The following is a 22555-nucleotide window of genomic DNA, read 5'->3' as shown; positions in this document are numbered from 1 at the left end:
AAAAGTTGTATAAAAAAGTTGGTTTCTAAAAATGGTGTCCTTTACTGCCTCTAAATACGATCAGTTAGCTAAAAGCAACGGAGGCTGTAATGGCAGGCGACACTAATCAAGAAAAAGACAATGAAAAGCTTAACGATGCGGTAGAGCAAACAGAAACGAAGGATACGGGGACAAAAGAAGAAAAACAGCAGTCGACCGTCTCTTCGACTGTAGCGACCGGTGCTGAAAGCGCAGATGCTGTTGATGAAGCCAATCGTGCGATGGAAGAAAATCCTAGTGGCGCGGGTACGGAAGAAGAAGCAGTGAGCTCGGGTGGCGCAGTTCAAGAGGAGGATACTGAAAGTAGCAGCGACTCTGACGCTGCACAATCCAATGTTGTTGATAGTGTAGCTTCTAGCGGAGAATCAGGTGACGAGGCTCTGGGCAGCGGTGGTTCGGATTCTGGGGCGGGTGCCCAAGCGGTCGGTGGTGGTGATGCCTCTGGCTCTGAAGGTGGTTCGGACGCAGAAGGCAATGAAGCGCAAGGACAAGCGGTACAAACTTCATCTGCGCCAAGTGCTTCTTCAGACTCTGAAGGTTCTCAAGGTGGTGACGAGCTAGATTCAGAAACCACTGAAGAGAGCTTCGCGGTGGATGTACAAGACACCAGCGAAGAAACCACGACGCAAGTAGAAGACGATTTCGACTCCGAAACTACGAGCGAAACGTTCCAAATTAAAGTCGAAGGTGAAAATGACGCGCCAGAAGTAGGGCAAGATCTGGCATACATCATGGATGAAGATGGCACTATTACCTTCACTCAAGAACAACTTCTCGGGTACGCGAGTGATGTTGATGGCGATGATCTTGCCGCATTCAACGTGCAAGTGGGTGCTAATGCATCGGTTGTGGATAATGGTGATGGCACTTATACCGTCACACCTGATACTGATTTTAATGGTGAACTCGACTTAACGTTTGATATCAGTGATGGTCAAGAAACCATTTCTAGCTCGATTGATTTAACTGTTCGTCCAATCAATGACGCACCAGTGCCTGAAGATAAAACCTTTGAGATTGAAGAGGATGGTACGCTGATCTTCACCGATGCTGACCTGCTTGCTGGCGCAACGGATATTGAAGGCGATAACCTCACAGTTGAAGGTGTAAGTTACGATGGTGGCGACGGCATCCTGACCGACAACGGCAATGGGACTTACACTTTTGCGCCAAATGAAAATTTCAATGGTGATGTGAACTTCAGCTTTGATGTATCCGATGGCACAGATACGGTTTCTGCCAACATTGATGTAAGCGTCACACCAGTCGATGATGCGCCAGTGTCTGGCAATCTTGCTTACTCGGTGGACGAAGATGGCTCGATTCGTTTGAGCCAAGAGCAGTTGTTGTCGCAAGCTTCTGACGTGGAAGGCGATGCACTGACGGCATCTAATCTTTCGGTAGATGGCAATGCGACGGTGACTCAAAATGACGATGGCAGCTTCACCATCACACCGGACGCAGATTTCAACGGTGACATCGACATCAGCTTCGATATTTCAGATGGCACGAATACCGTTCAAGCAACCGCTGACCTAACAGTTAATCCAATCAACGATTTACCTGTTCCTCAAGACCAGCAGTTTAGCGTGGAAGAAGACGGAACTCTGATCTTCACCGATGCTGACCTGCTTGCTGGCGCAACGGATATTGAAGGCGATAACCTAACCGTTGAAGGTGTGAGTTACGATGGTGGCGACGGCATCCTGACCGACAACGGCAATGGGACTTACACTTTTGCGCCAAATGAAAACTTCAATGGCGACGTAAACTTCAGCTTTGATGTGTCCGACGGCACAGATACGGTTTCTGCCAACATTGATGTCAGTGTTACGCCTGTCGATGACGCACCAGTATCTGGCAATCTTGCTTACTCGGTGGATGAAGATGGCTCGATTCGTTTGAGCCAAGAGCAGTTGTTGTCGCAAGCTTCCGATGTGGAAGGCGATGCACTGACCGCATCTAATCTTTCGGTAGATGGCAACGCGACGGTGACTCAAAATGACGATGGTAGCTTCACCATCACACCAGACGCAGACTTCAATGGTGATATCGACATCAGCTTTGATATCTCAGATGGCACGAATACCGTTCAAGCAACCGCTGACCTAACGGTTAATCCAATCAACGATTTGCCTGTCCCTCAAGACCAACAATTCAGCGTGGAAGAAGATGGCACGCTGATCTTTACGGACGCAGACCTGCTTACTGGCGCAACGGATATTGAAGGCGACAACCTAACAGTTGAAGGCGTGAGCTACAATGGTGGCGACGGCATCCTGACCGACAACGGCAATGGGACTTACACTTTTGCGCCAAATGAAAACTTCAATGGTGACGTAAACTTCAGCTTTGATGTGTCCGACGGCACGGATACGGTTTCTGCCAACATTGATGTCAGTGTTACGCCTGTCGATGACGCACCAGTATCTGGCAATCTTGCTTACTCGGTGGACGAAGATGGCTCGATTCGTTTGAGCCAAGAACAGTTGTTGTCGCAAGCTTCCGATGTGGAAGGCGATGCACTGACGGCGTCTAACCTTTCGGTAGATGGCAACGCGACGGTGACTCAAAATGACGATGGTAGTTTCACTATCACGCCAGACGCAGATTTCAATGGTGATATCGACATCAGCTTCGATATTTCAGATGGCACGAATACCGTTCAAGCAACCGCTGACCTAACCGTTAATCCAATCAACGATCTGCCTGTTCCTCAAGACCAACAATTTAGTGTGGAAGAGGACGGCACGCTGCAATTTACTGATGCGGATCTGCTTGCTGGTGCGACCGACATTGAAGGCGATGACCTTTCTGTAACGGGAATCAGCTATGAAGGCACCGACGGCGTTCTAACTGACAATGGCGATGGCACGTATAGCTTTGCGCCAAATGAGAACTTCAATGGCGATGTAAACTTCAGCTTCGACGTATCTGATGGCACAGGTACGGTTTCAGCGAATGTAGATGTGAGCGTCACGCCGGTGAATGATCCTCCGGTGGCTGGTTCAACGTCTTACACAGTTCACGAAGACAACTCTATTACCATTTCTGACGCACAACTGTTGGCAAACTCTTCGGATTTAGAAGGGGATGTCTCGATTGATAGCGTGAGCTACTCTGGCAGCGATGGTGTGTTGCAAATCAATGGTGACGGTACGTACACCTTCTCTCCAAATGAAAACTTTAATGGTGAAGTGACGCTTGATGTCGTCGTCGCTGATGAAGAAGGCGCAACGGATGCCACCACTGCTGGCATTACGGTGCTGGAAGTGAACGATCCACCAGTCGCAGGACCAACTTCTTACACCATTGATGAAGATTCAGTTCTGACGTTTAGTGAGTCGCAAGTGCTGTTGAATGCCTCTGATGTGGAAGGCGACGTAGAGCTTGTTGGCATTAGTTACGATGGTCCGGATGGCATTTTCACCGTTAACGATGATGGCACGTGCAGCTTCGCGCCAAACGAGAACTTTAACGGACAAGTTCAACTTGATGTGACCATTCGAGATGAAGATGGAGCAGAAGTTGATACCGTCATCAATGTGAATGTATTGCCAATCAATGATGCGCCAGTATCGGGTGATTTGGCTTATAGCGTTGATGAAGACGGTGCGATTACACTCAGCCAAGAGCAGCTTCTTTCTCAAGCGTCTGATATTGAGGGCGATGACCTGACCGCTAGCGATTTGACTGTAGATGGAAACGCAACCGTCACAGCGAACGATGATGGCAGCTTCACGATTACACCAGATGCGGACTTTAATGGTGACATTGATATCCAATTCAACATTACGGACGGCACAGACACTATCCAAGCAACGGCGGATCTAACGGTTAATCCAGTTAACGATCTTCCTGTCCCTCAAGACCAGCAGTTCAGTGTTGAAGAAGACGGCACGCTTCAGTTTACCGACGCAGACCTACTTGCTGGCGCGACCGATATCGATGGCGATAACTTAACGGTTGATGGCATTAGCTACACAGGCAGCGATGGTGTGCTGACTGACCACGGCGATGGTACTTACACCTTTGCACCAAATGAAAACTTCAACGGCGACGTCAGCTTTAGCTTTGGTGTTTCTGACGGCACTGAGACCGTACCTGCCAATGTGGACGTGAGCGTCACTCCAGTGAACGATCCTCCGGTTGCGGGTTCTACGTCTTACACGGTTGATGAAGATAATGCGATTACCATTTCCGACGAGCAGCTTCTGGCTAACTCTTCGGATGTGGAAGGCGCGGTGTCCATCGATAGCGTGACCTATTCAGGCACCGATGGCGTATTCCAAGATAACGGTGACGGCACTTACACCTTCATGCCGAATGAGAACTTCAGTGGTGATATCAGCCTTGATGTGATTGTGGCGGATGAGCAAGGTGCGATTGACGAAACGACCGCAGGCATTACGGTCATTGAAGTGAATGATCCTCCAGTTGCCGGTCCAACGTCTTACACGGTTGACGAAGATTCAGTACTGACATTCAGTGAGTCACAAATTCTTGCTAACGCATCTGATATCGAGGGCGATGTAGAGCTTGTTGGCATCAGCTATGAAGGCTCGGATGGTATCTTTACCGTCAATGGCGATGGTACTTGTAGCTTTGCACCAAACGAGAACTTCAATGGTCAAGTTCAGTTGGATGTGACCATTCAAGATGAGAATGGGGCAACCGTTGATACGCACATCAATGTCGATGTATTGCCAATCAACGATCCACCAGTATCGGGTGATTTGGCTTACACCATCAACGAAGACAGCTCAATCACGCTAAGCCAAGAGCAGCTGCTTGCCAAAGCGGGCGATATTGATAGCGAGAACCTTGAAGCCATCAATCTATCGACAGATGACAACGCAACGATTCAATACAACGATGATGGCAGTTACACCATCACACCGGATGAAAACTACAACGGCGACCTAGATCTGACCTTCGATATCATTGATAACGATGGTGGCTCGGTACAAGTTGGTCTGGACATTACGGTTAATCCTGTGAATGACTTGCCACAAGCGCAAGATCAACAGTTCACGGTAGAAGAAGATGGCACCTTGCTGTTCACGGATGCAGACCTATTGGAAGGCGCATCGGATATTGATGGCGATGATCTGTCTATCGAAAACGTTCTCTACACAGGTGCAGATGGTGTGCTTACCGACAATGGCGATGGCACCTACAGCTTCGCGCCGAATGAGAACTTCAACGGTGATGTTCAGTTCACATTCGATGTGTCTGACGGCACAGGTTCAACACCAGCATTCATTGATGTCAGCGTGACACCAGTGAACGATCCGCCGGTTGCAGGTTCTACGTCTTACACGGTTCAAGAAGACGGTCAAATCACCATCAGTGACGAGCAGTTGTTAGCCAACTCTTCTGATGTGGAAGGCGACGTAGCCTTGGCGAATGTTAGCTACTCTGGTAACGACGGTAGCTTCGTGGACAATGGCGACGGCACATATACCTTCACACCAAATGAGAACTTTGACGGTAACATTTCGCTCGACGTTACGGTCATCGACCAAGATGGTGCAACGGATACGACAACCGCAGGCATCGATGTTATCGCGGTGAACGACGCTCCTGAAACATCAGGCATTCAAGCTGAAGTGGATGAAGATAACGCCATCACCATCACGCAAGAACAGTTGCTTGCGAATGCGACAGACATTGAAGGTGATGACCTTGTTGCCAGCAATCTACAAACCAATGACCCAGATGCGACGATCGTAGCCAACGATGATGGTTCATTCACCATTACGCATACGGAAAACTTTAACGGTGAGTTGGACTTCACTTATAACATCAGCGATGGCGAAAATGATGTTCTGACCACGTTGGATCTGACCGTTAATCCTGTCAACGATGCGCCAGAAGCGGGCGACGAGATCTTTATTCAAGCAGAAGAAGACCAAACAGTGGGTGTTTCTCTGCGTGAAGAGCCTGCGTTACGTCTCGACCAAGCCCCTGAAAACGGCATCATTGAAGCAAATCTAAATGACGAATGGGTACAGCTAGAAGTCGGGCAGGAGGTGCCTGCAGACACGGAAGTGCGCTTCATTCCAAACGATGATGCATTGGCGAACGGTACGCATACGAGTAAAATTGGTACCTTTGATGACAACGCTAGCCTCGATGATTGGGGGACTGCTGTTGACCCTTACACACGTGAGTTTGTTGATGGTGATTTGAAAGTTACCGTTCAAAGTAATGACGACCCACTCGGTGCGTGGAATGGTAAAACACACATCGGTCACGGTATTGGCGATACTGACCGCCAAGGCTTGAGCGGTGATGAAAAACTGACTGTGACCGTTGAAGGCCAAGACATCAACGAAATCAGCTTCCACCTAGATGGTCTAGGCGGCTGGTTTATGGAAGAGTCTCGCCACTTTACGGAAGTCGAAATTCGCGCCTTTAACTCTGATGGTGACTTGATCGACTCGATGACTTACCACAAAGAAGATCGTGGTAGCTATGAGACGGATTACACCCTAACGGTGAACGAACCGGTATCTTACTTTGAGCTAGGTACGATTCAAGGTAACGGTACTTACGTGGTTCAAAACATGACGGTTTCGCAAACTTGTCATGATGAAGCGGTGTTCACATCTATTGGCGTGGACGGCACGGAAATCACGGAAACGGTAGAACTGAATATCCGTGAAGGTGACAGTGAAATCGAACTGACGGCTGATCTGCCAAATGTGACCATCGATACCGAAGGTTCTACGCAGTTTGCCTCTGTGGTTATCACTGAAGAGCAGCTTCTCGCACAAGCGAGTGATATCGATAGTGACGTTCTTGATATTCAAAACCTAGAGCTGGTGGGGGATAACGCGGAGCACGCTACGTTAACCGACAACGGCGATGGTACATGGACAGTCACACCGGATGAGAACTTCTATGGTGAGATTGAGCTTGGTTACCAAGTTACGGATGGTGAACTCACCGACGACAACATCATCAACATCAACTTCGAAGCAGTAAACGATGCGCCAATCGTTTCTGGTCCGATTGTGTTGTCGACTGATGAGGATGTGGGCATTACGTTTAGCGCGGATGATTTGCTTGCCAATGCAAGTGACGTGGAAGGCGATGCGCTGTCTATCTCTGATATCTCTTACAGCGGTGACAACGGTGAGCTTGTCGACAATGCCGACGGCACTTACACCTTTATGCCGAATGAAAACTTCAATGGTGAAGTCGACATCGATTACAAAGTCTTCGATGGCACCGATGAAGTCGATACCCATCTAGATCTGACCGTTATTCCAGTCAACGATGTGCCAGTTCCTGGTGCGCCGCTGCATACTCAAATGCTAGAAAACGGCACCATCATCATCGAAGCAAAAGACCTGTTATCAGGTGCGACCGATGTGGATGGCGACATTCTGCATATCGAGAACCTGCTGCTTGTTGACCAGTCACAAGGTACGTTGACAGACAACGGCGACAACACCTTTACCTTCGAGCCAACTTCGAACTTCTACGGCGAAGTGAACCTGACCTTCGACATCAGCGATGGTCAAGCAAGCGCACCAAGCACAGCGAAGATCGATGTTGAGATCGTCAACGAAGGTCCAGAGGTCAGCGGCCCTGTTGATGCGGTCGTCGATGAAGATGGCTCAATTACCATCACTCAAGAAGACTTGTTAGCGAACGCGACGGACGTGGATGGTGACAACCTTGAAGCGGTGAACCTGTCGACCAACGATCCTAATGCAACCATCGTTGAGAACGCTGATGGTAGCTTCACGATTACACCGAGTGAAAACTTCTTTGGTGAAATCGAATTTACTTATGACGTAACTGACGCGATTGAAACCGTCGCTGCAGATCTAAACCTCACCGTTAACCCTGTGAATGACCTGCCAGATGTGCCTGATTTGTCCTTCACTACAGAAGACGGCGAAGCCATCACGATTACTGAAGCAGAGCTGCTGGCTCAAGCGACGGACATCGAAGGCGATGACTTATCTGTTGTGAACGTGACGAGCTTAAGCGATATGGTTCAAGTGACAGACAATGGCGATGGCACCTACACGTTAACGCCAGAGCAGGGCTTCTTTGGTAATGTTGACCTCACGTTTGATGTGAGTGATGGCACCGATGTGGTGGCGGCAAACATCGACTTGAAAGTTGAGTTCGTCAACGACGCACCAGAAGCAGCGCCAATCGTGGCAGACGTGGACGAGGATGGCTCTATTCTCGTGACACAAGAAATGCTGCTTGAAAATGCCAGCGATCAAGATGGTGATGACCTATACGCAACGGCACTAGAAACCAATGATCCGAATGCCTCTATCGTGGATAACGGCGACGGCACCTTTACCGTTACGCCTTCACAGAACTTCAACGGAGACATCGAGTTTACTTATGAAGTGAGCGACGGTGAATTGAGTGTTGCCAATGAAATGACATTGACGGTGAACCCAGTCAATGACATTCCAATTGTTGCGCCTGGCATGTACCACATTGAAGAGGATGGCAGCATCCTGTTCACGCAAGAAGATCTTCTAAGTGGCGCGATTGATATTGATGGTGATGACCTCACTGTTACGAGCATTAACTACTCGGGTGATGAAGGTACTGTAACGGATAACGGTGACGGTACATTTAGCTTCGTACCAGAAGAGCACTTCAGTGGTGACTTACAGTTCAGCTTTACGGTTTCTGACGGTACGGATGAAGTTGAGCAAGACATTAATGTCCATATCGAAGCCGTAGCAGATGCGCCAGATCTAGTCATCACTGATGGCGACGGTCGAAACGTGGATGACCAAGCGATCTTGGTTGAGCCAGGCGGTATTGTTGAAGTGAACATCGCCGCAGCATTGGTTGACCAAGACTTGTCAGAAACGCTGACTGTGACCGTTGATGGTGTTCCAGAAGGTTCGGTGATCAGCTACGACAACGAAGGGGTACTTAACGATCAAGACAACGGTATCACCAGTTTTAACGATACTGAAATCACGGTTACCTTTGAAGGTGAAACCGCGGGTTACCAAAACACAGCGGGTTACTACAAAGTCGATGAAGATGGCAACATCACGGGCGTTGAAGTGGTATACGAAAACGCCTCTCAAGTTGGCGGCGGTGGTGACCTCGTTCCGGGACAAGATCAGTTCAGCTTCCAAATCTCGGAAGGGGAAAGCTTCAACCTATTCTTGATTCCTAACGGTCATAACTTCAATGACTTTGCGTCCATGCAAGATGGTCAGTATGAGTTCCGTGCGGCAGATGGCTCTCCTGCGAACATGGATACGGTCGACCCACAACTCGTGTTTGTGGGTGCTGATGGTTCTGAAACCGTGATTCAAAGCCAATTTGGTGATGCAGTCTTCCATGGCGGCACAAGCTCAGAGCTCAACCAAGATGGCATTGAACATACTCGAACTACTGTGAACGAAGACGGTGAACTGGTTTACGGCTTTGAAGATCTCTACGGTGGCGGCGATGCCGATTATAGTGACTTCAACTTCACCATTGATGTAGGTGAAGTGAACAGCCAGATCTACAGCGGTGAAGTTACAGTCGGTCCAGATGGTTCTGTAACGCTTCCAACCACAGCAATTGAACAAGAGCTACAGATTCAATTGCCAGAAGACTTTAACCAACAGCTAGAAATCAATGTAACGGCAACGGCAACAGAGCTATCAAATAATGATTCTGAAACCGTTTCTCAAACCATCTACGTCAATGCAACAGGTGCCCACATTGAACATGCACCTGAAGCATTGCCTGTTTCAGCGATGGTTGAAGAAGATGGTTCAATCCTAATTACGCAAGAAGATTTGCTCGCTAATGCGCGTGACTTGGATGGAGACCAACTGATAGCGCTGAACTTAGCAACGGATGATGAAAACATCACCATCACAGACAATGGCGACGGTACTTACACCTTAACGCCAGATGCGGACTTTAATGGTGATATCACCTTTACGTTCGATGTGTCTGACGGCGATGATGTTGTCTCAACCAACCTTGAGTTATTGGTGTCACCAGTTAATGATGCGCCTGAACCACAAGATCAAGCGTTCACTGTTGGTGAAGATGGTGTGCTGACCTTTACTGATGCGGATCTGCTAACAGGCGCTACCGATATTGAAGGGGATGACCTATCTGTTGAGGGCGTCACTTACACAGGCGCAGACGGTGTTCTTACTGACAATGGTGATGGCACTTACAGCTTCGCACCAAACGAGAACTTCAATGGCGACGTGAACTTCACTTTCGATGTTTCCGATGGCACAGATACCGTGACGGCAAATATCGATGTAACAGTGACGCCAGAGAACGATCCACCGGTGGCAGGCAGCACGGCTTACACCGTTCATGAAGACAATTCGATTACCATCAGTGACGAACAGCTATTAGCGAACTCATCGGATATTGAAGGCGATGTGTTGATTGATAGCGTGAGCTACAGCGGTAACGATGGTGTGCTGGAAATCAACGGTGATGGTACTTACACCTTCTCACCAAACGAGAACTTCAGCGGCGAGGTGAGCCTAGATGTTGTCGTTGTCGATGAAGAGGGTGCAACGGACTCTACCACTGCTGGCATTACTGTGATTGAGGTAAATGACCCACCAATCGCAGGTCCTACTGCATACACTATCGATGAAGACCAAGTTCTGACCTTTAGTGAGTCGCAAGTGCTACTGAATGCTTCGGATGTTGAAGGTGATGTTGAGCTAGTAGGCATCAGCTACGACGGTCCAGATGGTATCTTCTCAGTAAACGGTGATGGTACTTGTAGCTTTGCACCGAATGAAAACTTCAACGGTCAAGTACAGTTGGATGTGACCATTCGTGATGAAGACGGCGCAGAGGTTGATACTTACATCACAGTCGATGTCTTACCAATCAATGATGCACCTGTATCGGGTAACTTGGCTTACAGCGTCGACGAAGACAACTCAATCACACTTAGCCAAGAGCAACTTCTTGCTCTAGCATCGGATGTAGAAGGTGATGCGCTGACTGCGTCTAACCTAGTGGTTGATGGCGATGCAACGGTTACGGCAAACGACGATGGTAGCTTCACTATCACGCCAGATGCGAACTTCAATGGCGACATTGATATCACGTTCGACATCAATGATGGCAGCGACACTATTGTTGCAACGGCGGACCTAACCGTTAACCCAGTTAATGACTTGCCGCAGCCAGAAGATCAAGCGTTCACCATTGGTGAAGATGGTGTGTTGACCTTCACTGATCAAGACCTGCTGGATGGTGCAACGGACATCGATGGCGATGACCTATCGGTAGAAGGTGTCACTTACACAGGCGCAGATGGTGTCCTAACTGACAATGGAGATGGTACGTATAGCTTCGCTCCGAATGAGAACTTCAATGGCGACGTGAACTTTACCTTCGATGTTTCCGATGGCACGGACACCGTGACCGCGAATATCGATGTGAGTGTGATGCCAGAGAACGATCTACCGGTGGCAGGCAGCACGTCTTACACAGTGCATGAAGATAACTCGATCACCACCAGTGACGAGCAGTTACTGGCGAATTCATCAGACGTCGAAGGAGATGTCGCGGTTGATAGCGTTAGCTACAGCGGCACAGATGGTGTGTTCCAAGACAATGGTGATGGTACGTACACCTTCTCGCCAAACGAAAACTTCAATGGCGAAGTGAGCCTAGATGTTGTCGTAGTCGATGAAGACGGTGCAACGGATTCAGCTACCGCAGGTATTACAGTACTTGAGGTGAACGATCCACCAATTGCAGGCGCGACCAGCTACTCAGTGAACGAAGACGAAGTCATCACCATTAGCTCTGAGCAGTTATTGGCGAACGCTTCTGACGTTGAAGGTGAAGTTGCGATTGATAGCGTCAGCTACAGCGGCTCTGACGGTATCTTTACTACTAACGGTGACGGCACATTCAGCTTCGCACCAAACGCCAACTTTGATGGCGATGTTAGCCTAGATGTTGTGGTTGTTGATGAAGACGGTGCAACTGCGGCAACTAACGCAAACATCGATGTATTGCCAATCAACGATGCGCCAGTATCGGGCAACTTGGCTTACAGTGTCGATGAAGACAATTCAATTACGCTAAGCCAAGAGCAGCTTCTTGCTCAAGCATCGGATGTAGAAGGCGACGCGCTAACCGCATCTAACCTAGTGGTTGACGGTGATGCAACGGTCACGGCAAACGATGATGGTAGCTTCACTATCACGCCAGATGCGAACTTTAATGGCGACATTGATATCACGTTCGATATCAACGACGGCAGCGACACTATTGTTGCAACAGCGGACCTAACCGTTAACCCAGTTAATGATTTGCCGCAGCCAGAAGATCAAGCGTTCACCATTGGCGAAGATGGCGTGTTGACCTTCACTGACCAAGATCTGCTTGATGGCGCAACGGACATCGATGGCGATGACCTCTCGATTGAAGGCGTCACTTACACAGGCGCAGATGGTGTCCTAACTGACAATGGCGATGGCACTTACAGCTTCGCGCCAAACGAGAACTTCAATGGCGACGTGAACTTTACCTTCGATGTTTCTGACGGCACGGATACCGTGACCGCGAATATCGATGTGACAGTCACACCAGAGAACGATCCACCGGTGGCAGGCAGCACGTCTTACACGGTGCATGAAGACAATTCGATCACCATCAGTAACGAGCAGTTATTGGCTAACTCGTCTGACGTCGAAGGCGAAGTAGCAATCGACAGCGTGAGCTACAGCGGCGCAGATGGCGTGTTCCAAGACAATGGTGATGGTACTTACACCTTCTCGCCAAACGAGAACTTCAATGGTGAAGTCAGCCTAGATGTTGTTGTGGTAGACGAAGACGGTGCTACGGATTCAACCACCGCAGGTATTACAGTACTTGAGGTGAACGATCCACCAATTGCCGGCGCAACTAGCTACTCAGTCAACGAAGATGAAGTCATCACCATTAGCTCTGAGCAGCTGTTGGCGAATGCTTCTGATGTTGACGGTGAAGTGGCGATTGATAGCGTCAGCTACAGCGGCTCCGACGGTATCTTTACTGACAACGGCGACGGTACATTCAGCTTCGCGCCAAACGAAAACTTCAACGGTGACGTCAGTCTTGATGTTGTTGTGACTGATGAAGATGGTGCAACGGTAGCAACCAATGCAAACATCGATGTTCTTCCAATCAATGATGCTCCGGTATCAGGTGATTTGGCTTACAGCGTGGATGAAGATGGTTCTATCACCCTCAGCCAAGAGCAGCTTCTTGCGCAAGCCGGCGACGTAGATGGCGATGACCTAACCGCAGCGAACCTCACTGTTGACGGCAATGCGACCGTTGTTGCGAACGATGACGGCAGCTTCACTATCACACCGGATGCAGACTTTAATGGCGACATTGATCTGAGCTTCGACATTACGGACGGTGATGCGACCATTCAAGCGACTGCCGATCTGACTGTGAATCCAGTGAACGACCTACCAACAGTTGGTCAACCACAGTTCGTCACGCAAGAAGACACCAGCTTCACATTTACCGAAGAGCAACTGCTGCAAAATGCAGGAGATATCGATGGTGATAACTTAACGGTTGAAAACGTTGCTTCTGACAGTGGTACGTTAGTCGATAACGGGGACGGCACGTACACCTTCGCACCAAACGAAAACTTCGATGGCAACGTCAACGTGACGTTTGATGTCAACGATGGCACCGCAACCGTGCCAGCAGAAGCGAACATTGATGTTCAATCTGTGGTTGATATGCCAGAGTTGTCGATTGCTTCAGACTTGGTGATTGCGTCTGATAACTTCGAGTCTGGCTCGAACGGTTGGAACGCGAACACCGAAAGTTCACAAGGCTTCGAAACGGGCGACATGTTGGGTCGTATTGGTGGCACTGGTGGTGATGAAGCGGTCAGCAAAACCTACGAGATCCCAAGCGATGTCAACGAAGTGAACATCTCGTTTAGCTTCTACGAAATCGATTCTTGGGATGGCGAGTCGTTCCAAATCTTTGTCGGCGGCGAACAGCTAACGACGTTAGAGAACTCAGCGTTCCGTACTCAAGATGGCACGACAACGCTTTACGACTCAGACGGTAACGAAGTGGGTGAAGTGATCCACGGAGCCTCTCAACGTGAAGGCTTCAGTGGCTGGAATGACCAAGCTCACCAAATCAATCTGACGGTTCCTGTCGAGGATGGCGAACTACAACTCGGCTTCGGTTCAACCTTGAATCAAGACGTTTGGGATGAATCATTTGGTATCGACAACATCGAAATCACGGTAGCGGACGCGGATTATCAAATTATTGGTACCGAAGATACACCAGTGCCGCTTGATATCGATGCAGCGTTAACCGATACCGATGGTTCAGAAAACCTCGCTATCTTGATTGAAGATGTGCCAGAAGGCAGCTCGCTATCAGCGGGTGTTGATAATGGTGATGGTACTTGGTCACTACAACCAGGCGAGCTAGAAGGGCTAGAGTTTATTCCTTCTGCGGACTTCAATGGCGATGTGACGCTAACCGTGAATGCAACCTCTACGGATGTGGATACCGGTACAACGGCGACAGCGACGCAAGATGTGACAATTCATATCTCGCCAACCAATGATGCACCAGAAGTAACGGGTGACATCACTGCAGTCACTGCCGAAGACAACAGCATTACGCTAACTCAAGAGCAGTTATTGGAGCACGCTGTTGATATCGATGGCGATGACTTAAGTGCAATCAACCTGAGCACCAATGATGAAAATGCAACGGTTGAAATGAACGAGGATGGCAGCTTTACCATCACTCCGAGCGAGAACTTCTACGGTGACATTGAGTTTAGTTACGATGTCACAGATGGCGAAGAAGTGGTTGCGGCTGGTCTCGACTTAACAGTAACACCAGTCAATGACGCGCCAGAGCCACAAGATCAAGCGTTCACCGTGGGTGAGGACGGTCTTCTTACCTTCACAGACGCAGACTTGTTAACAGGCGCGACGGATGTAGAAGGTGACAACCTAACCGTTGAAGGCGTGAGCTACAAAGGTGCTGATGGTGTCCTAACCGACAATGGTGATGGCACTTACAGCTTCGCGCCAAACGAAAACTTCAATGGCGACGTGAACTTTACCTTCGATGTTTCCGATGGCACGGATACCGTGACCGCAAATATCGATGTAAGCGTGACGCCAGAGAACGATCCACCGGTGGCAGGCAGCACGTCCTACACAGTACATGAAGATAATTCGATCACCATTAGTGACGAGCAACTACTGGCTAATTCGTCGGATATTGAAGGCGACGTAGACATCAGTAGTGTGACTTACAGTGGCAACGATGGCGTCTTCCAAGACAATGGCGATGGTACGTACACCTTCTCTCCAAACGAGAACTTCAATGGTGAGGTCAGCCTAGACGTTGTGGTTGTCGATGAAGAGGGCGCGACAGACTCAACCACTGCGGGTATCACAGTACTTGAGGTGAACGATCCACCAATCGCAGGTGCGACCAGTTACTCTGTCAATGAAGACGAAGTCATTATCTTCACGGAAGAGCAACTGCTAGCGCAGTCAAGCGATGTGGAAGGCGACGTGAGCTTAGAAAGCGTCTCTTACAGTGGTAGCGACGGCATTCTAACAGCGAATGACGATGGCACTTACAGCTTCGCGCCAAATGAAAACTTCAACGGTGGCGTAAGCCTAGACGTAGTCGTCGCTGATGAAGACGGTGCAACTGCGACAACCAACGCGAACATTGATGTATTGCCTGTCAACGATGCTCCGGTATCTGGCGATTTGGCTTACAGCGTCGATGAAGACGGTTCAATCACATTGAGTCAAGAGCAGTTACTGGCTCAAGCGGGTGACGTCGACAGCGATAATCTAGAAGCGGTGAACTTAACCGCGGTAGCCAATGCGACCGTTGTTGAGAACCAAGATGGGAGCTTCACGATTACGCCTGATGCGAACTTCAATGGCGATATCGACCTAAGTTTCGACTTGATTGATAACGATGGTGCGAGCGTGGAAGTGGGCGTCGACCTAACGGTGAACCCAATTAACGATGCGCCGCAATCAACGCCAGTGAATATTGCTGGCACCGAAGATACCACCATTCTTATTACGCAGGACATGTTGCTTGCTAACGCGACAGACATCGACAACACCTACGATGAACTGTCTGCTGTCGACCTAGTGATTGATGAGCAATACGGTGACTTGCTAGACAACGGCGATGGCACTTGGTCATTCACTCCAGCTGAGAACTTCAACGGCGATGTGCCAATGTCGTTCGGCGTCAGCGATGGTGATTTAGTGACGCCGGTTGAAGGCAATCTAAACATCGAAGCGGTTAATGATGCACCAGAAGCGCCAACCATCCAGATGCAAGGCGAAGAAGATGTGGTCATGGTGATTGACCCTGCTTACATCGCTGATCAAGTTACGGATCTTGATGGTGACGAAATCAGCGTAGAAAGCATCACGGTTCGTGCGCCTGCAAACGCGACATTAACCCAGCAACCAGATGGTATGTACCACTTGGTAACCACTCAAGACTTCAATGGTTTGGTGGAACTGGGCTACACCGCGACGGATGGTGAAGAAGTGGTTGAAGGCTCGTTGAATGTGGATGTCATTCCAGTCAACGATGCTCCATTCAATGTGGGTAATGCCTTTATGGCAACCGACGAGGATGGCGCATTCACCTTCGACGCTGGCGACCTGATGAACTTGTTCGGCGACATTGACACTGAAAACCTAGTCGTATCACGCATTATCACCGCAGAAGGTGAAGATGGTGGTGAGGTAACAGACAACGGTGACGGTACTTGGACGTTCACACCGACTGGCGATTTTGCAGGGGTTTCTGACTTGCAAGTTGTGGTAAGTGACGGTGAGTTTGAAACAGTACTTGATGTACCAGTGTTTGTTCGCCCTGTTGCGGATGGCGCGGTCATCACAACCGACCATGATGGTCCGTTAGTCTTCGGTGAGGACGAAACGGGTCACCTAGGCTTGAATGTTGGTCTGATCGACGATTCAGAAACACTGAGTAACCTAGTGATGACTGGTTTCCCTGTTGGCTTCGAAGTTACGGATGGTGTGAACACCATTACCATTACGGAACCGGGTCAATACATCGACTTGAACGAGTGGGATATTTCAGACCTGCAAATGACGCCTCCGGCTGACTTTAATGGCGAGTTCTTCGTAACCGTGACCGCAACAACGGTGGATTATGGTGACGAGCCAGAAGAGTTCGAAGATGGCATCGATTCAGGTGACTTCGAAACCCTAGCGGGTGAGCCCGTTATCCTAACCGCTGATGACCTAATCGGATTGGCAGAAAACGTAGACGCTGACGCGGGTGATGAAGTGAAATTTGTTCACCTAGCTGACCGCAGCCAAGGTGAGATTGTCGATAACGGTGATGGCACATGGACATTCAATCCAGCACCAGGCTTTACTGGTGAAGCGGATATCGCTTACGTGATTGATAAAGACGGTGTGCTTCATGATGAGCAAACGGGTGTGGTCGTGAAAGAAGACGCACCACAAGAGAATGCTTCTCCAGAAATCGACAGCATTTCTACCACAGAAATGGCAGCGGATGGCACCTTGTCGTTCACCAATGATGACATGCTGTCGACCTTGAGCGATGCAGAAGGCGACAGCTTGAGCATTGAGTCAGTGAGCCTAATGGAAGGTCAAGGTGTGATAGAGACCGATAACCAAGGTAACTACCAATTCACACCAGCAGAAGGCTACACCGGAGATGTTCAAGTTGGCTTCATTGCAACTGACGGTGAAAACCGCATTGAGAGCTTCTTTAATGTCGACATCCAAGGTGAAGGTGAAACCACTACCAGCGAAGGCTACGCACTGGCTGATGATGGTTCACTAACACTAACGGAAGCACAGTTGATTGATGAACTTGGCATTAGCCCTTCAGCAGAAGTGTTGGATGTCGCCGATGCAAACGATGCTGGTTTCTTTGCGAAATCAGGTGGTGAAGAGTGGACATACTGGCCGAACGATGACTTCGATGGCAATTTGGCTATGGATGTTCAGGTCAACGACAATGGTGAAGTATCGACTCAGAATCTGAGCATCCAAGTTGCGGACGATTCAGCGCAAAGCGACGAGCCACAAATCCAAACTGCTCAAGCATCAGCAGAGCAGCAAGTTGGCGAAGCGCAACAGCCTGAAGAGCAAGCAGCAAACGGTGCAGACAGTGAAGAGGAGAGCGCAGCTGATGTGACTGCAGCACCAGGCGATACCATTTCTATCTCGGTTCCAGATGAGGTCAGCGGTAACGAATCGGTGGATTATGCAGAAATGTCCGGTCTACCTGATGGCGCATCGGTAAGCAACGCACTGGATAATGGCGATGGCAGCTTCACATTAAGTGGCAACCTGAACCAACCAGTATCGGTTGACCTACCAGAAGGTTACGAAGGTACGAGCGAAATCCAATTCCAAGGTTACGACGAATTGGGCAGCGCAGTAGAAGGTGCGAGTGGCACAGTTGAAGTTGAAGTCGATGATCAATACACCATGCAAGGTTCTGCTCAAGATCAGCAACCAGATATGGCGGGTATGGAATCTGGCGGCAGCGACTGGACAAGTGCAGGAGGTCAAGATCAAGGTGTTGACTTCACGGATGACTCTGGCAGCTTCGACTCGGATACTCAAACAGGTACTGACCAAGGCAACGATTTCGATCAAAGCTCAATGTAACCAGTCCTAGACGAGGGCAGTGTCATTGCTTCCCGAACCAAAGCCATGCAGAGCCTACTTTGCATGGCTTTTTTGTTGGTCTTCTTTCTATGAGCTCTAGAAAAAACTTGGAAATTGAAAAAAGTATTCTTAGCTAGTTTATACCCAAGTAACCTCGAGATGTTAGGCTCAGCGAGAATGGCTTGGTTTGTAGACGCGGCGGCGATTTAAAGGTCTAGTGGGTCTAAATCAAGAATCGACAACAAAGTATACAAACCAAGACAGCTCGCCCTTCGGGAGCGTGTCATTGACTCGGTTTCTGTGTCAAACAACGTGGAAAGAGCTGACTATTACGCTGCGTTGTTTTCCTTGACCCCGAATCAATGACAACGCTCTGAATCCTGCATCTTGAAGTCACTTGGGTATAAGAGTCATTTACAAGGAGGAGCGACATGTACCGTTATGTTAGTTCACCAAAAGCGTCGAAGTACATAGTACCGCCGCCACTGCATCGCGAGTTGTCGAGTATCGATGTACCAGAGTCGGAACTTGAGATGCGTGAAATTCTGAACAATTGGTTTACCGATGGATTGGCGCCGATCATTCAAAATGAAGACAATTACATCTCTGCTAATGAGCAACAGCGCTTTAAGCAGCTCAGCCGCACGGTGGGTGTGCTACTGCGTAATAAAGATTACTACTTCGCCACTAAGCGGATTCTTTCGTTGTGGGATCAAGACTGCTTAGAAACGACTTACGTTAATTATCTGATTTTACGTAGTGAGCGCATACCATACTTCAAATAAGCCCTATTTATCGGCTTAAAATAGTGATTTACATGGTTTTCTTAGTAACTTTTGATACCAGTATTTAACATTTTTGTAAACATCGTTATATTTAAGGCTCATCGTTGTCAGGAGTTTATGGATGAACCTTACGATATCAGGGAAGTTGCAGCTCAGTTTTGTGCTGCTAGCCGTACTTTTTATGGCATCAGCGGTATTCACGTATCGCAACGTCACTACCGTAGAGCAATACGCCTCTTCGTTACTTAAATCCGATTTACCGACCGTCGACACCAGTCGCGGTATCCAACAGTCCGTTCAAGCGTCGCTGTCTTCTATTCGAGCCTACATGTTGCTAGGTGGCGATGAAGAGGCGAGCGCACGTCTGAGTGAGGACGTACGCAATATCATGGCTTCTACAGACGAGTCGCTTCCAACGTTGCAGGCTCTGATCTCTGAACAGGATTTTCAAGCGATTCAAAGCCAGTGGGACGCGGTAAAAGTCTCTTTGAACAAGCTGATTGAACTTAGCCACAGTGATGAGAACTTACCCGCGCACAACCTCTTTATTAACGAAGCGGCACCCATTGCAGAAGTGGCACTTGATCAGCTTCAAAGCTTAATCAATGAAGAGTCAGGAAACCCATTTGGTGGAGACAGAAAGCGTTTGTTTAAAGTTTACGCGGATAGCTATACCTCGCTCGCCAATGCACTGTCTGCTCTGCGAGATTTCCTGTTGTACGGGCAGCAAGATCATCTGGACAAATACTACGACTTGATTAAGTACCACAATCAGTCTGTGGCGGAAATCGACAGTAAACTCGACAGACTGACTGATAACGACCAATCATTGTGGTCACTGTTTAAAGAAATGCAGCAACTGTACTTTCCTTTAGCAGAGCAGGTAATTGCATTGCGTCAGTCGCCAGAGTGGAACGAATCAAACTTGCTGATGGCGAACGAACTGTTGCCAGCAGCGGATGCACTAGACCAAAGCTTAGAAACGATCGTATTGGCTCAGCAAAGTCGTGCTGATCAAAGTGGACAGGGTATTAATCAGTCGATCAAGAACGTACTCACCACTATGTTGATTGCTGCGGCATTGGTTTTGATTGCCGCAGTAGCGATTTCAAAATACATGGGCAATACCATTGGTCGCCGAGTGAAAAACTTATCGGAGCGAGCCAAGACGATCGCTTCAGGAGATGTTTCTCAGCCTCCGTTAACTGTTGTTGGGAAAGATGAATTGGCAGACCTTACCGATTCGATTAACCGCATGAACCAATCGTTAGCGAGCATCGTGGCAGGGGTGAGTGAAAAAGCGCACCAGGTGGATACCAGCATGGGGGCTTTGTTGGAATCGGCGCAAGTCACCTCATCGAATGTAGAACAGCAACAAACCAGCATTGTTGAAATGGGAAGCCAATTGGATGAAATCGCTTTAGCCGCGCGTAACACTCTAGATCAAGCCAATCAATCGGTGCAGAAGCTTTCTGATTCAAAAGGCGAGATTGAACAAGGTCGTGATGCTTTAGAGCAAAACAAAGTCACCATGGAAAGCTTGCATGGCAGCATTGAAACCGCGAGTACGCAAGTGACGCAGTTAAGCAAAGAGAGCGAAGCCATTGGTCGAGTGACGGAAGTAATTGAAGGTTTGGCAGAACAAACTAACTTACTGGCATTGAATGCCGCGATAGAAGCAGCGCGTGCGGGTGACCAAGGACGAGGCTTTGCGGTTGTGGCGGATGAAGTACGTATGTTAGCGACTCGCACTACTCAATCGACGACAGAAATCAACGGTATCATCAATGCGATTCAACGCTCGACCAATTCGGTGGTAGAGGAGATTGAACACAGCCAATCACTTGCGGAGCAGGGCGCTGAGCACATTGAAAAAGCGGTAACTCGTTTGCTTGTCACGACCGAGCAAATTGGTTCTTTGAATGAACAAATGGCAGAACTTGCGGCAGCGGCAGAGCAGCAATCTCATGCGACCAACTCGATCACTGGATTGATGTCCGGTATTACTCAATCAGTGGATGAGGTTTCGAATACTAGCCAACGTGCATCAGAGACATCATTGCAGGTAAAAGAGCAAGTTACCGAGCTGAATCAACAGATGGCAACTTTTAAAACGGCGTAGATAAGGTTTACGTCTGTTCATCTACTTTTGAACGTTAACCAAATAGTAAAAAAGCCCCAATCCTTTTTACACAAAAAGGGTTGGGGCTTTTTGTTGGATGATACGCCGATATTCGTCTGCTTGCTCATTGGATTTAGCTATTTAAATCATAGTTAAAACCAAATTTTCTTCACCGAGCCGGAGTCGTAATATGACTCCATCGGCAGCAAATACTGCAAAAGAATTTTTAAACTTTATACCAATCCCGGTAAGAGAATAGTTCGTTACTACGATTGGTATCATCCTTCTAGGAGCAAGATTATGAACAAACAAGTAAGCCTAATTGGTCTAGACAGCGAACAATCAGCACAACTAGCTCAACAGTTAAATCAACTGCTAGCGCATTACCAAGTGTTGTACATGAACTCTCGCGGTTACCACTGGAACATTAAAGGTGCGCAATTCTTCGAACTGCACGTAAAATTTGAAGAAATCTATACTGATCTACAAACAAAAATCGATGAGCTTGCAGAGCGTATTCTAACTTTGGGTCATACGCCAGCGCACGCATTCAGCAACTACTTGGAAGCAAGTGAAATTAAAGAACATCAAAACGCGACTTCTGGTGAGGAGTGTGTACAAGGTCTGGTTCAAGGCTTTAGCGTTCTACTTCTAAAACAGCGTGAGATTCTACAAAACGCGGGTGAAGCAGATGACGAAGGTACAGCGGCATTGATGGGTGACTACATCCGTGAGCAAGAAAAATTAATGTGGATGCTTAACGCTTACCTACAAGGCTAAGTGGCGCATCACCCAAGTAATCCTTGGGAACGCATGAAACAATCGGGAATAAGTCATAAGGGGCACGTTGGTGCCCCTTTTTTGTTTGCGTATTTTATATGTGC

Annotated in this window: 4 protein-coding genes; all 4 read left to right on the top strand. The window is 48.6% G+C overall.

The window, feature by feature from the left end; all coding sequences use genetic code 11:
- The first annotated feature begins 89 nt into the window (after positions 1-89).
- The 4 genes from R7041_RS01005 to R7041_RS00990 all read left to right on the top strand — a co-directional run bounded on the left by R7041_RS01005 (position 90) and on the right by R7041_RS00990 (position 22451).
- Positions 90-18764 (top strand): tandem-95 repeat protein, encoded by an 18675-nt coding sequence (locus R7041_RS01005; RefSeq protein ID WP_258512344.1) that lies wholly within the window; start codon positions 90-92, stop codon positions 18762-18764.
- Between the two features lie 431 nt (positions 18765-19195).
- Positions 19196-19549, top strand: a complete 354-nt coding sequence (locus R7041_RS01000; RefSeq protein WP_064369168.1) for a hypothetical protein — start codon at positions 19196-19198, stop codon at positions 19547-19549.
- A 121-nt stretch (positions 19550-19670) separates the two neighbouring features.
- On the top strand, positions 19671-21671 hold the full coding sequence (locus tag R7041_RS00995) for a methyl-accepting chemotaxis protein (protein WP_064369169.1): 2001 nt from the start codon (positions 19671-19673) through the stop codon (positions 21669-21671).
- A gap of 300 nt (positions 21672-21971) precedes the next feature.
- Positions 21972-22451, top strand: coding sequence for a Dps family protein (locus R7041_RS00990; RefSeq protein ID WP_005388254.1), 480 nt, complete (start codon positions 21972-21974; stop codon positions 22449-22451).
- Positions 22452-22555: the final 104 nt, after the last annotated feature.

Source organism: Vibrio sp. 1751 (assembly GCF_033339895.1).
Taxonomy (GTDB): domain Bacteria; phylum Pseudomonadota; class Gammaproteobacteria; order Enterobacterales; family Vibrionaceae; genus Vibrio; species Vibrio alginolyticus.
The sequence above is the reverse complement of the archived record's forward strand: the minus strand, read 5'-3'. Positions and strand labels throughout refer to the sequence as shown.

Coding starts and splice junctions, on each gene's coding strand:
- R7041_RS01005 (WP_258512344.1), top strand. CDS start 90: ATGGCAGGCGACACTAATCAAGAAAAAGACAATGAAAAGCTTAACGAT.
- R7041_RS01000 (WP_064369168.1), top strand. CDS start 19,196: ATGTACCGTTATGTTAGTTCACCAAAAGCGTCGAAGTACATAGTACCG.
- R7041_RS00995 (WP_064369169.1), top strand. CDS start 19,671: ATGAACCTTACGATATCAGGGAAGTTGCAGCTCAGTTTTGTGCTGCTA.
- R7041_RS00990 (WP_005388254.1), top strand. CDS start 21,972: ATGAACAAACAAGTAAGCCTAATTGGTCTAGACAGCGAACAATCAGCA.